16 protein-coding genes and 1 tRNA gene (1 of these 17 only partly in view) are annotated in these 11993 nt (G+C 43.1%); 10 read left to right on the top strand and 7 right to left on the bottom strand.

Features of this window, described 5'->3' with window-relative positions; translation table 11 throughout:
- Positions 1-96 carry the 5' end (the start) of a DUF3581 family protein gene (locus ACUJFK_RS09740; protein ID WP_229585982.1) on the bottom strand. Its footprint begins 624 nt before the window's first position, so 96 of the gene's 720 nt are visible here — the first part of the coding sequence; the start codon lies at positions 94-96; its stop codon lies off the left edge, out of view.
- A 49-nt stretch (positions 97-145) separates the two neighbouring features.
- The gene (locus ACUJFK_RS09735) at positions 146-1927 is read right to left on the bottom strand and encodes a GGDEF domain-containing protein (RefSeq protein ID WP_445424708.1); all 1782 of its coding nucleotides are present in this window, start codon (positions 1925-1927) and stop codon (positions 146-148) included.
- 150 nt (positions 1928-2077) lie between these two features.
- On the opposite strand from ACUJFK_RS09735, the gene ACUJFK_RS09730 reads away from it, so the two are divergent.
- Positions 2078-2512, top strand: a complete 435-nt coding sequence (locus ACUJFK_RS09730; protein WP_445424707.1) for a SulA-like leucine-rich domain-containing protein — start codon at positions 2078-2080, stop codon at positions 2510-2512.
- Positions 2513-2660: 148 nt separating this feature from the next.
- The gene (locus ACUJFK_RS09725; protein WP_226751583.1) at positions 2661-3137 is read left to right on the top strand and encodes a YchJ family protein; all 477 of its coding nucleotides are present in this window, start codon (positions 2661-2663) and stop codon (positions 3135-3137) included.
- 12 nt (positions 3138-3149) lie between these two features.
- Here the strand turns inward: ACUJFK_RS09725 and ACUJFK_RS09720 are convergent, their stop codons facing one another.
- A complete protein-coding gene (locus ACUJFK_RS09720; RefSeq protein ID WP_445424706.1) occupies positions 3150-3626 on the bottom strand; it encodes a VC2046/SO_2500 family protein in 477 nt (158 codons plus the stop codon).
- Positions 3627-3734: 108 nt separating this feature from the next.
- On the opposite strand from ACUJFK_RS09720, the gene ACUJFK_RS09715 reads away from it, so the two are divergent.
- Positions 3735-3819, top strand: a tRNA-Tyr gene (locus ACUJFK_RS09715).
- Between the two features lie 341 nt (positions 3820-4160).
- On the opposite strand, the gene deoC is transcribed toward ACUJFK_RS09715, so the two are convergent.
- Together deoC and ACUJFK_RS09705 are read right to left on the bottom strand one after the other, a co-directional pair.
- The gene (deoC, locus tag ACUJFK_RS09710; RefSeq protein ID WP_306176517.1) at positions 4161-4892 is read right to left on the bottom strand and encodes a deoxyribose-phosphate aldolase; all 732 of its coding nucleotides are present in this window, start codon (positions 4890-4892) and stop codon (positions 4161-4163) included.
- Positions 4893-5127: 235 nt separating this feature from the next.
- Entirely contained in the window at positions 5128-5835 is a 708-nt protein-coding gene (locus ACUJFK_RS09705; protein WP_445424705.1) for a M48 family metallopeptidase, read from the bottom strand.
- A gap of 97 nt (positions 5836-5932) precedes the next feature.
- Here ACUJFK_RS09705 and xthA point away from each other — a divergent pair, with 97 nt between their 5' ends.
- Positions 5933-6748 carry an exodeoxyribonuclease III gene (gene xthA, locus ACUJFK_RS09700; protein ID WP_445424704.1) on the top strand — a complete coding sequence of 272 codons (816 nt, stop codon included), beginning with the start codon at positions 5933-5935 and terminating at the stop codon, positions 6746-6748.
- A gap of 28 nt (positions 6749-6776) precedes the next feature.
- On the opposite strand, the gene yfbV is transcribed toward xthA, so the two are convergent.
- The gene (gene yfbV, locus ACUJFK_RS09695; protein WP_226751578.1) at positions 6777-7217 is read right to left on the bottom strand and encodes a terminus macrodomain insulation protein YfbV; all 441 of its coding nucleotides are present in this window, start codon (positions 7215-7217) and stop codon (positions 6777-6779) included.
- 528 nt (positions 7218-7745) lie between these two features.
- Between yfbV and ACUJFK_RS09690 the strand changes: the two genes are divergently transcribed.
- The 5 genes from ACUJFK_RS09690 to ACUJFK_RS09670 are packed head-to-tail and all read left to right on the top strand — an operon-like array spanning position 7746 to position 10697.
- Positions 7746-8252, top strand: coding sequence for a PTS glucose transporter subunit IIA (locus tag ACUJFK_RS09690; protein WP_226751577.1), 507 nt, complete (start codon positions 7746-7748; stop codon positions 8250-8252).
- Positions 8253-8258: 6 nt separating this feature from the next.
- Positions 8259-8615, top strand: coding sequence for an ArsC family reductase (locus ACUJFK_RS09685; protein ID WP_306176520.1), 357 nt, complete (start codon positions 8259-8261; stop codon positions 8613-8615).
- A gap of 11 nt (positions 8616-8626) precedes the next feature.
- Positions 8627-9790 (top strand): succinyl-diaminopimelate desuccinylase, encoded by a 1164-nt coding sequence (gene dapE, locus ACUJFK_RS09680; protein ID WP_445424703.1) that lies wholly within the window; start codon positions 8627-8629, stop codon positions 9788-9790.
- The gene (locus ACUJFK_RS09675; protein WP_445424702.1) at positions 9787-10479 is read left to right on the top strand and encodes a M15 family metallopeptidase; all 693 of its coding nucleotides are present in this window, start codon (positions 9787-9789) and stop codon (positions 10477-10479) included. The genes dapE and ACUJFK_RS09675 overlap by 4 nt, the downstream gene beginning before the upstream one ends.
- Entirely contained in the window at positions 10476-10697 is a 222-nt protein-coding gene (locus tag ACUJFK_RS09670; RefSeq protein ID WP_306176523.1) for a DUF2897 family protein, read from the top strand. The genes ACUJFK_RS09675 and ACUJFK_RS09670 overlap by 4 nt, the downstream gene beginning before the upstream one ends.
- Here the strand turns inward: ACUJFK_RS09670 and yejK are convergent.
- Positions 10657-11694, bottom strand: coding sequence for a nucleoid-associated protein YejK (gene yejK / locus ACUJFK_RS09665; RefSeq protein ID WP_226751572.1), 1038 nt, complete (start codon positions 11692-11694; stop codon positions 10657-10659). The two genes, ACUJFK_RS09670 and yejK, sit on opposite strands and share 41 nt — an antisense overlap.
- A gap of 69 nt (positions 11695-11763) precedes the next feature.
- On the opposite strand from yejK, the gene ACUJFK_RS09660 reads away from it, so the two are divergent.
- Positions 11764-11988: a YejL family protein gene (locus ACUJFK_RS09660; protein WP_226751571.1), complete on the top strand. Its 225-nt coding sequence runs from the start codon at positions 11764-11766 to the stop codon at positions 11986-11988.
- The last annotated feature ends 5 nt before the right edge of the window (positions 11989-11993 follow it).

The following is an 11993-nucleotide window of genomic DNA, read 5'->3' as shown; positions in this document are numbered from 1 at the left end:
AAAATCACCCGCGATCTTCTTGGCAAAATTACAGGAGTGCTGACGTGTAAAACTAAAGGCGTCGCCATGACGACTGACAAATGCATCTAAAATCATTACTTCTGAATTACCTTAATAACATATCGATGAGATATTCTAGCCTAAATCAATCTGCAGATGGTCTAGCCAGTAAGGTGGTATGCAGTTGATCAGGCCCGCGACGTCTGGATAAGAATAGCGCGTTACCACCCATTTGTTTAGCATTAAACTTCGCGGCGGTACTTAAAGCCGCTACGTCATGATGTGTATGACATACGGTAGGATCGGGAAAGGCTACGCCGATTGATAAAGAAAGCATAGGATAAAAGCAAGACTCGCCCATGCGATTTAACGAGTGGATCCCCTGCTGTTGCTGATGTTCGGGCTCATAATAAGCTGTTATACGGTTTGCAAATTCAATCAAAATGGCATTGCACAGAGGTTCAATAACAACGTGAGTGCTGATCAACACAAAATCGTCACCACCGATATGACCAATAAAACAGGATAAACCTGCCGTTTTTTGCTGAATAATTTCAGCTAATAATTGCAAAACTGCATCACCCTTACTGTAACCATAGATGTCGTTAAAGGGTTTAAAATGATTCAGATCTAAATACGCCACCGCAAAGTCTGTACCCTTGGCCAATAATTTATCGATTTCTTGGTAAATAGGCACATTGCCTGGTAAAAAGGTCAGCGGATTGGCATAACGCGCATGCTGCAGTTTCGCTTCACTGACTTTTTTCAGTAATTGCCGTACCGATCCTAAACCAAGATAATAACCATCACGACATATAATAAAGTACCAACTCGCTGCACTGTGCTCATCTTCAGCAACAATGTTGCTGACTTCATCTAAACTACATTCAGCATCAACCATGACGGCTTGCGTATTCATGATCTGAGCAATTGTCTTTTTTTCATTCAGCGCTCGACCAAAGTTTTGCGAGAAAAGTGCTTGTAACTCAGAACGACAAATTAAACCTACTGGCTTATTATCATCTACCACCGCGAGAGTTTGTAAGCGGTGATCTTGTTCAAACATAGTAGCAACTTGCAACGCGGTTAATGAGGCTGAAATCGGCGCAACCGCCAACAAAAGTTGCAAGATATTATCTTGACTCTGAACCGTCGGCTTAACTTCAAGTAAGCGCTTGTTCGCGAGATTCTGCATAAAACTGACTTGTGGCCGTCCGAGCAAATAACCCTGGGCAAAATCAGCACCTAATTCTTTACACTGAAAGAGTTCTTCCTGCGTTTCAATCCCTTCGGCAATAATCAACGCACCGGTAGCTTTAGCTAAACTGATAATATTTTTAACAAAGGCCTTTTTGGTCGGGTCACGATGAATTTCGCTAATGAAATAACGATCAATTTTAACGAAATCAGGCTGCAACTCTGACCATAGCTTCAAACCCGAAAAACCACTGCCCAAATCATCAATCGCAATTAAAAAACCCAGATCGCGATAATGGTTCACCGCTTTAATTAATAAACTCGCCTCTTCTACTTGGTATTGTTCCGAAATTTCAATCACTACCTGTGACGGATCTAAACCGGCTTTTTGTAACATCGCTTTGGTTAGGCCGCTAGGATGATCAGCGGTCAGTAATAATAGTGGATTAACATTTAAGAATAATTTACTAGTGACGCCTGCACTGGCAAAGGCTGCAATACTCAACTCTCGGCAGAGCAGTTCTAACTCGGCTAACGCATCGCACGCAAGCGCGGTTTTAAACAGTTGCAAAGGCGAATGCAGCGGGCTGTTCGATGGGCCACGAATTAACGCCTCATAACCGAAAATCTGCGCAGTATTTAAAGTAACGATAGGTTGAAATAACGGCTGAAGCGCTTTGGCCTGCAAAATACTTTGTAGCTCAACACAAGACTGTTCTGAAGTTGCCATACATCAAATCCAAAATTAACAACAATAAAGAATATGCAGGTTGTATGACAACGATATGACTAAAAAAACAAACACAAAACACTTGCTTTTTATTTGAACAAAAACTACTGTATAGGCATACACTGTATAAATAACCAGCTAGAGGTTTACATGCTTATTACCAGCAAAACGGCACACCATGATACTCAACTTCGCAACAGCAAATCGTTAAACAATATTGCTGTGCCTTCCACGCAGGCCTCGGCATATCAACAGCATGATAATATCGAACTACAACTATTAAAGTTGCTACAACAACATCGCGATGTAGATGGCTGGATCGTATTAATCGCACCGAAAGTGAAACCTAATAAAAATTTTTGGGCAAGCTGCCAGATCCCTCTAGAAAAAATCTTAATGATTCATCCGCACCAGGTTAAGGATTTAGCGAAAACGGTACAACGCGCGATAAACAGTGCTAGCTGTAAAGTTGTGTTGCATGGTGGTGAATTAACTGATGAGGAAGCAACGCAATTAGCGCAATTAGCAGAGAAGCAGCAAACTGCGTTGTATCCCTTAACACAGGCAATGGTGAAACAACATTAAAACTCTATATCAGTGACAAGTGACAAGTGACATACTTTATCTAAGCTATGCATCACAATACTTAACAAAAAACGATAAATCATCAATAAAGTGAAACACCCTGAGCTGGCTTAGGGGTAAACTAACACGCATTAATGTGGAGATAACGATGCTGTGTTATTGCTGTTCAAAAAAACCGTTTATTGAATGCTGTGCCCCTTATGTATTAGAAGGTGAATTAGCACCAAATTGTGAAGCCCTAATGCGTTCACGTTACACGGCCTATTGTCTTGGTCAGATTGACTATGTTTACCAGACTACGCATCCAACACAACGTTCAGCTGAATTGATAGAAGAAATTCAACAGTTTGCTGATAGTGTGCATTTTTTTAAGTTAGCGATCAGCGAGAGCAACCAGAATATGCATAAAGGTGAAGTAAGTTTCAAAGCCTACTTTATTATCGATAACACCGTTGAAGTGATCACAGAACAATCATTTTTTGAATTTATTGATAAATGGTATTACCACAGTGGCAAACTGTCAGCCACACCAAGCCATAAGTTAAAACGTAATGAGCTTTGCCCGTGTGGTTCATTGATAAAAGTGAAACATTGTCAAACTCATCTAATAAGCGGTCAAGCATAAGATCAAGAAGCACTAAAGCGGTAAAGGGTTAGCATTCAGTTCTTGCAGCATTTCATATAACACGGTTTCGTCCCCTTCTTGGATCGGTGGTTCCTTGCCACTTAGACGACGTATAGCATGCTGATCTAAATTACTCATCAAGCGACCATCTAATTTTTTGGCATCATCTTTTCTAACCCAAGGCTCAGGGGTTAAAGCGCTTTGTAATTTCAATTGGCGTAAACTCGTTTGCGCAGATCGATTAAGTTGCGCTAACACAGCCGCATCAGTTTCTTGCCATGCAAAACTGCGGCGTTGACGCACAAATAATTGCTGATAGAGCGTTGCGTTAACCTCAACGCTTTTAGGTAATGGCGTATAAAAAGCCGCCATTTCTTGTACCGCCGGAGACAACACCGCTAACCACAACGCAAAATCAGCACGATGCTGTTGTTGCAGTGCTTGGTTAAGCGTTGTACCCAGTTGCCATTCGTTAATGATTGCTTGCATTATCTACACTTTTTAGCCTAACTGTTTGCTTTATCGGCAAACAGTCAAAAAACTTTAGTAAAGTGCTTTACTTAAAAACTGAATTTGATAATATGCGCCTGCACTTGTGGAGGGGTTCCCGAGTGGCCAAAGGGATCAGACTGTAAATCTGCCGGCACTGCCTTCGAAGGTTCGAATCCTTCCCCCTCCACCATTTCTCTTTATATCTAAGTTCTTCAATTTAAATCTAAACGCTATAAAACACTCTTAGGGCAAGGTGAGAACCTTCACCAGGTTTGACAATGCGCAGCATTGACCAGCGGAACAACATGGCGCTTGCCTGAAAGGCGAGCAACGCAAGCAATTTCTTCTTCAGCAGCCTCTTTCATATTCAATTCATCGTGTTATCAGCAAAAAATGCTGTTACGACTGACTCATTGTCGCGATTAATTAATGCTGTCTTTATAAGCAAAAGCAAATAATGGCATAACAGCCAGTACTTGCTCGTACTTATTGATAATGACTATAACGTTGTCTTTGGTTAAAAGGCCGTAACTAACTGGCAAGTTGCTGACATAGCTCAGTTAATAAGGTACTGGCACCAATACGTAGCCCTTCGCTTTGTGCCGTTTTACCCGTCACTTGCTCATATAAACTGACTATCTCTAATGCTTGCTCAACGGTTTTGACACCACCTGATGCTTTAAATCCTACCGAGCGATCTGCGGCAGCTATACTGGTTAAGATGATTTTAGCCGCTTCCAAGGTAACGCCAACCGGCACTTTACCGGTTGATGTTTTAATAAACTCGGCACCACTATCTATAACCAATTCACTGGCTTTAGTAATTTGTTGTGCGGTTAATAGCTCACCTGATTCAATAATGATTTTTAAACACAGACCTTGGCTTGCTTCACGCACCGCAGCTAAAAACTGAGCAACTTCGGTTTCTTTGCCGCTGAGTAAGGTTTGATAAGGTAAAACACAATCAATTTCCGTCGCACTGGCTTGGCGTGCTGTAGCGATGTCTGCTAGTACGGTAGATAAGGGTTGATCGCCAGTTGGAAAGTTAACAACCGTCGCCAGTGCCACAGTTTCATTAGACTGCGTAATATGTTTACGGGCCTCGGCTAAAAATTCAGGATACACACAGAATGCGGCCACCGGCGCGGGAGTTACCGGTAATTGGGCTAACCAATCGGTCATTTGACGCTGATCATCGTTATCTTGTAAGCGTGTTACATCTAATAGTTTAAGCAGTTGCAATAAACGAAGGGGATTCATCATGGTTAGTTGCCTGTCTGTTTCATTATTATTAATTACCGTCTAATTAATCGCGGTATGCTCACCTAGTGAGGGCAGAGATTAAACTAAAATAGCGATTTAATGCAAAATCTAATAAATAATTATGCCGCAATGGAATCTTTTTATAATCAGTGGGTCTTAAAAGGTGTGTTATCCCTGGATGTATTCTCCTTTTAATCAATTTATCTTGATACCGACCTTTAAAGGTCGGTTTTTTTTATAACAACAACCGCTGATGTTGCTTTAGCCACTGCTCCGCTAACCTGTAATCAGCAGAAAACTTTGCTACGCGTTGCCAAAAAGCGTTTGAATGATTCATGTGGGTTAAATGTGCTAATTCGTGCACAACAACATACTCTGCTACCCAAGTAGGCGCTTGCATCAAGCGCCAATTAAACCCTACCTCTGACAAACTATTGCAAAACCCCCATTTACGCTGCCAGTTACCAATACGGATTGCCTTTGGCTTACACCCCATAAGCTGAGCTTGAGACGCTACCGCTTGCTGAAAATACTGTTCAGCCAGCGGTACAAAATATTCTTGCAGTTGTCGATTCAGGTATAAAGCACGTCGTTCTGGCTTCACCCGCGTTGGGATCGATACTTTACACTGACGCTCCGTCATTACCACATTGGCTTTGGCCGCTAACTGCCAACAAAATGGTATCGATTGCCCTGACACTAAAATTTCATGACGATCTAACGCTGCCACGGCGCTATCAGCTTCGGCTTCCGTTCGAGCAAGGTGTAACAAGATCCATTGTTGTTTGCGCGCTAATAACGCAGAGATGAACTGACTTGAAGTGCCTTTTGGTGCTCGAATGGTCAATTGCCCTGCCTTAATGGCCAATTGCACAGAACGTCGCCGACTGTAGATGACTTGATAGTTAAAAGGCAAAGCTGTTTGCCCAGATAATATTGCCAAAGATTGCTCCGGATCCGAGTTTGTCACAGGTCGTGCTGATCTGGATTACATGGTATGATCAACAATAAGCGTTAACAGGTCTTAATTCGGATAGTGTATGAAAATAATTTCTTTTAATATTAATGGTATTCGCGCCAGGCTGCATCAACTTCAAGCATTAATTGAAAAACATCAACCTGACATTATTGGTTTACAGGAAATCAAAGTACATGATAGTGAATTCCCATTAGCTGATGTTCAAGCAATGGGTTATCACGTTTATCATTTTGGCCAAAAAGGGCATTATGGTGTTGCCATCATGAGTAAGAAACCGGCCAGCGAAATGCAATATGGTTTTCCCGGCGATACTGAAGATGCTCAACGTCGAATGCTAATTGGACAATTCGATTTAGCCGATGGCAAACGCCTAACTGTGCTAAACGGCTATTTCCCGCAGGGGGAAAACCGCGAGCACCCGATAAAATTCCCAGCCAAAACTCAGTTTTACGCTGATTTGCAACATTACCTAGAAACTTCGCATAACAGCGAAAAGGACTATGTGGCCGTAATAGGTGATATTAACATCTCGCCTATCGACTTAGATATCGGCATCGGCGAAGCCAATGCCAAACGTTGGTTACGTGAAGGTAAGACCTCTTTTTTGCCGGAAGAACGTGCTTGGCTACAACAATTGAAAGATTGGGGCTTGATCGACACTTTCCGTGCACTGCATCCAGAAACTGGCGCACAATACAGTTGGTTTGATTATCGCTCGAAAGGTTTTGATGATAATCGTGGATTACGCATAGACGTGGTTATGGCTACCCCGTTGCTGGCGGCTAAGTGTATTGAGTCAGGCATCGATTATGAACTCAGGGGTATTGAACGCCCATCTGACCACGCCCCTGTTTGGTCAGTATTTAATTTAGCTTAGCTTGAGCCACTGTCATGAATGCGTCTTGTTAAAACCAACGGCGCATTACCGTATTGTCTAACTGCTGATAAGCCTGTTGAAGTAGTTTAGCCAGATCGAAATAGCTTTTTAACGAGCCAGGCTGGCTTTGTAATTGGCCATGCTTGATGATTTGCTCACGAATTTCGTTTCCCCAATTTATCAGCGCTGGAGGTAAACTGTTGTCAGCTCGTATGCCTAGCCAATAAAAACCCTGCAATGGTAACGCGGCTAAAAACAACATCATGGCAATAATCTGACCGAGATGTTCTGCACCAAGCAATTTGAATTGGACTAAAGCCGTAATTACCGATAATACCGGCAAAAAATGAACGCCTTTACGCGTTAAGAAAATGACTTTATTTTCAGGGAAAATAGCATTTAATTCTGGTTTAGTCGGCCAAGTACGACTATAACGAATACCTTGGCTTAGAATACGAATCAGCTGCAATTACTCTACTCCCGTGCTGGCCTAGTTTGATAACTTTAGCATACTTTTAATTGTTCTAAACAAAATAAAAATGCCATTGAAACGTTAATGAAAGACACAGTGACGCCTCAGATTTAACAAAATATAAACAACAAGATATTTAAACCAAATTGATAGCAAAAGTCTGCTTTTTTTACGTTCTCTGTACTTTTTCGATCATGACAGACTAAACAAAGAATATGCCAAAATAAAAATCCAATAGAATACAGAACGATAAACAAGATAAACCGTGTTATTCACAATGTTATTCACAGAATCTGTGGACAACATGAGGCTTGTTAATAACGGTTTAATGGCTTAACGACTGTTTTTTTGCTAGTGGAAATCGTTAATTAAGCTACAAATTTGAGCAAATACGGCAAAAGCAGCAGTTTTATGGCCAAAAGCGCTGCTATCGCTTTAATGCTGGGCTACATAAGGTAGTGAAAGATGCTGATATTGCAAAAACTTTAAGCTATCATCAAAGCTTCATGATCTTGGAGAGCAACAGTGCAGCAATCAGTCATCATCTGGCAACAAGATTGGACCACACTAGAAGGTTTTATTATTAAAAGCCCGTTTAGTGGTCAGGTCTTACCGATCAGCATGCATCCTGAATTACTGTATCAGCAGGATATTTTTCCGGCGACCTTATGCTGTAAATTACAACAAGGTACGCTTTATGCTCCATTCAGTGGCCACTTTACAACAGCCAGAGCCGGTGAGCGTCGTTTAATCTTTACTCATACTTCGGGGCTAACGCTGACAGTCGATTTGCCTTTTGCTATTAGCATCGATCACGGCAAAGGCTTACATTGGCTGTGCCGAGCACCACGTGAAGTCAAGGCAGGTACACCGATACTGCAAATCGACTTAGCGTATTGGCAATTAGTGCTCGATGAACTGTATTGTGTCGCGAGCTTATCTTTACCGAGCAAACTCGATAAGTTACTCAGCCGACAAGCTCAAGTGCTAGCCAACCAAGATCCTCTTTTTGTTCTGCAATTTAAAAAGTAAAAAACTATGATTACCTTATACGGCATCAAAAACTGTGACACCATCAAAAAAGCCCGACGTTGTTTAGAGCAACAAGCGTTAGCCTATCAATTTCACGATTATCGCACCGATGGCTTGGACGCTGAACTGCTAGCGCGTTTCGCCGCGGAATTAGGCTGGAAAAATTTACTTAATACACGTGGAACAACTTGGCGTAAGTTAGCTGACAGCGATAAAGCGGAGATCAACGAAACACGTGCTTTAGCCTTAATGCTAGAACAACCTGCGCTAATCAAACGACCAGTATTACAACATAACGAACAACTGTTACTGGGCTTTGATGAGCAAGCTTATCTTGCTTTATCTGCCTCTTCTGAAAAATAGGTAATTCATTTATGACTGATCTCACCAATCCGGCCAGCAACCCAACATTAGCGCTCACCATAGCGTTAATTGAACGGGCGTCAGTGACACCTGAAGATGCCGGTTGTCAGCAACTGATGGCGGCACGTTTAGCTAAAGTGGGCTTTAATATTGAGATGATGCCGTTTGCAGATACGCTCAATATGTGGGCACGCCATGGTCAAGGCAAACCGTTATTTTGTTTTGCCGGTCACACCGATGTAGTACCGAGCGGTCCTGTCGATGCATGGCACACCCCCCCGTTTCAGCCAACCATCATTGGCGATACCTTATTTGGTCGCGGTGCTGCCGATATGAAAGGCAGTTTAGCTGCGATGGTTGTTGCGACTGAGCAATTTTTAGCACAAGAACCGTCACCGGCTTTTAATTTAGCTTACTTAATTACCAGCGATGAAGAAGGCCCCTTTATCAATGGTACGGTCAAAGTGATTGAAACTTTAGAAGCACGCCAAGAAAAAATTCGTTGGTGTTTAGTGGGCGAACCCTCTAGCCATCTGCAAGTGGGTGATGTGATAAAAAACGGTCGGCGAGGTTCGTTAACAGGGCACTTAACCGTAAAAGGTATTCAAGGCCATGTCGCCTACCCACACTTAGCTGATAATCCTATTCATAAAGCGGCACCGGCATTGGCCGCCTTAGCAACAGAGATTTGGGATAACGGTAACGCTTATTTTCCAGCAACCAGTTTTCAAATCGCCAATATTCAAGGTGGCACCGGTGCATCAAATGTGATCCCGGGAGAATTAAACGTCATGTTTAACTTCCGCTACAGCACGGAAGTGGATGCCGAGCAGCTGCAAAGTCGAGTCTATGCCCTACTCGACAAATTTGGTTTACATTATCAGCTAGAGTGGACGTTAAATGGCTTACCGTTTTTAACCGAGCAAGGCGATTTAGTTGACTCCACGGTGGCCGCGATTGAAAAAGTACGAGGTATTACGCCACGGCTTGAAACCACAGGTGGCACCTCAGATGGCCGTTTTATTGCCCCAACTGGCGCTCAAGTGATTGAACTAGGCCCCTGCAATGCCACTATCCACAAAGTAAATGAATGTGTGGCGATTGCCGATCTTAGCCAATTAACTGAAGTGTACCTGCAATTATTGATTAATTTGCAGCAACGCTTAACCGCATGAGCCGCGCGATACTGAACCGTGCCCTGTTAACGGGGCTTGATAATTCAGCCATGCAACATATCGGCAATCAGCAGTGGCTTCACCAAGAGGCCATGGCTGCATTTCTGCAACTCAAAGCGGCCTTGGCTAATGAAGGTTTTGATTTAGCCGTGGTATCGGCTTGGCGCAGTTTCGAGCGTCAAGCTCGTATCTGGCAAGCAAAATGCTTGGGGCAACGTCCGGTTTTTAATCATGCTCAACAACGGGTTGATGTGACTTCACTGTCAGCGCAGGCACGTATTGAAGCGATTATGCTTTATTCGGCACTACCTGGTGCAAGTCGACATCACTGGGGAACAGAAATAGATGTTTATGATGCCGCGGCTGTGCCAATAGATTATCAAGTACAGTTAAATACAGACGAATATCAAGGCGATGGGCCTTTCGCCACTTTAGCACAGTGGTTACAACAGAATGCTGCTGACTATGGCTTCTTTTTACCTTATCGCGCATTTCGCGGTGGTGTAGCGGCAGAGCCTTGGCATTTGAGCTATCAACCGCTGGCCAGTGCATGTCAGGCAGCGCTAACTCTAGAACAATTACAACAAACCTTGATGGATAATCCGATTGCCGAGCAAGCCACAGTGTTGCAAATGTTACCGGAGTTATATCCTCGTTTTATCACTAACATTTGTGAGGCAGAAATATGAATTGGCCGTTATTTTGGGGCATCGCACTCGCTTTTGGCGTAATCATTGGCAATATCATGCTCATTAAACATTCAGCTAAAATGAAAATGCCCAGTTTAAAAGATCTAGCCGATCCGCAAGCCAAGCCTGACAACGCCAGTCAAACTGACGCTGCCAAGCAAACACAAAGTAAACCGGTTACTCCGAGCCCTGATCAAAAGCCGAATAGCCCTGACTAAAGCGTTGTAACTGGTCTCGTAAGTTAGGTGGTGTGCCCGTAATAACTAAAGTATCGGTTTTGATATCGTACTTTATCCGCTCCCCGAGTAGCTTTTCATCGAAGCTAAGCGATAAGCCGCCACCCGCACCATTAAACTTGACCATTTTTTTCAGCTCTTTCACTTCGACTGGAAATTGTTCAGCGACATCGAGCTGTTGTTCCGCACAATAGTGTAAGAAACCATTACTTTGCTCAGGATCAACGACCGCCGATAACTCAGTGAGTACCACATCTTGCCCGCTCTTGGCGCGCTCTTCACAGTAGTCAAACACCTGACGCCGAGCGCTGGTTTTTTCAGAGGCATCAAATTCTGCCGCACCCAGGTATTCTTCAACTGAAGCCAACACTTTTTGGCTATTCACTCGTGCATCGGCGCCCTCGGTACAGCCTAAAAAATCTAAAAAGAAATCGGCCACTTTTCGCCCTGCACGTCCACGAATAAAACTGATGTAATTGCCTTTAGCCGCATTAACCGCATACTCCGTTAAATCTAAACGTGCGGCCAGTTGCATCCGGCCAATATCTAAATGCCGTGAAGTTGCTAACTCGAGTTGCTCCGACAATTCAAAGTGATCTTTACTGCCTAACAGGCAGACCAAAAGGTAATCGCTGGCTAAATAACGATAATGTGCCAGTAACACATAACCTGTTTCAGGTAATTGATGTTGGCTTAATTCCACCACTAATGCATCCGTAGTGGCTTTGGCAAAACCCAAAAAGTCTGTTTGATCAGCCTGCCAATCGGCTAATGCTTGTGGCACTCGTGCGGACTTCTCTGGATTAAAACTGGCATATCCTTTAGCTGGTTTGCCGTTATAGGCCAGATGTAAGGTTTCTACCAAGTTGGCAACGGCGACGTTACTGCTGATCAAACCGTCACGATAATGCGCTTGATGTTCGCCACTATCGGTCAACGCAATGTAATTAATAGCCAGATGTTGCATATCTACCGACATAAATTTTCCTGTTTTTTCTGAATTCTGTTACTATTCTATCTGTTTAAGCTTTGTTTATCTGAGTAATCCATGCCTATTGTATCAAAATATTCGACTAGCCAAATTGAAAAGCTGGTAAATCAACTTATCGACACCCTGCAAAATGAGCAGGCGACTACCGAGCTGAGCTTAATGTGTTTAGGCAATGCCGTCAGCCATGTTATTAATACATCAGTACCCGCCAAACAACGCGCTGCGGTAACTGAATCATTTAATCGGGCATTAGCGGATGCCATCAACGTAAATCGTCAGTAAACTTA

It is taken from the genome of Alishewanella sp. HL-SH06, assembly GCF_052656265.1.
Note: the sequence above shows the minus strand (reverse complement) of the source record. Positions and strands in the feature narration are given on the sequence as shown.

What these genes read in the sequence shown, in the direction of transcription:
- xthA (WP_445424704.1), top strand. Translation starts at nt 5,933, where the DNA reads ATGAAAATAATTTCTTTTAATATTAATGGTATTCGCGCCAGGCTGCAT.
- ACUJFK_RS09720 (WP_445424706.1), bottom strand. Translation starts at nt 3,626, where the DNA reads ATGCAAGCAATCATTAACGAATGGCAACTGGGTACAACGCTTAACCAA.
- deoC (WP_306176517.1), bottom strand. Translation starts at nt 4,892, where the DNA reads ATGATGAATCCCCTTCGTTTATTGCAACTGCTTAAACTATTAGATGTA.
- dapE (WP_445424703.1), top strand. Translation starts at nt 8,627, where the DNA reads ATGACTGATCTCACCAATCCGGCCAGCAACCCAACATTAGCGCTCACC.
- ACUJFK_RS09660 (WP_226751571.1), top strand. Translation starts at nt 11,764, where the DNA reads ATGCCTATTGTATCAAAATATTCGACTAGCCAAATTGAAAAGCTGGTA.
- ACUJFK_RS09670 (WP_306176523.1), top strand. Translation starts at nt 10,476, where the DNA reads ATGAATTGGCCGTTATTTTGGGGCATCGCACTCGCTTTTGGCGTAATC.
- ACUJFK_RS09725 (WP_226751583.1), top strand. Translation starts at nt 2,661, where the DNA reads ATGCTGTGTTATTGCTGTTCAAAAAAACCGTTTATTGAATGCTGTGCC.
- ACUJFK_RS09735 (WP_445424708.1), bottom strand. Translation starts at nt 1,927, where the DNA reads ATGGCAACTTCAGAACAGTCTTGTGTTGAGCTACAAAGTATTTTGCAG.
- ACUJFK_RS09685 (WP_306176520.1), top strand. Translation starts at nt 8,259, where the DNA reads ATGATTACCTTATACGGCATCAAAAACTGTGACACCATCAAAAAAGCC.
- ACUJFK_RS09730 (WP_445424707.1), top strand. Translation starts at nt 2,078, where the DNA reads ATGCTTATTACCAGCAAAACGGCACACCATGATACTCAACTTCGCAAC.
- yejK (WP_226751572.1), bottom strand. Translation starts at nt 11,694, where the DNA reads ATGTCGGTAGATATGCAACATCTGGCTATTAATTACATTGCGTTGACC.
- ACUJFK_RS09675 (WP_445424702.1), top strand. Translation starts at nt 9,787, where the DNA reads ATGAGCCGCGCGATACTGAACCGTGCCCTGTTAACGGGGCTTGATAAT.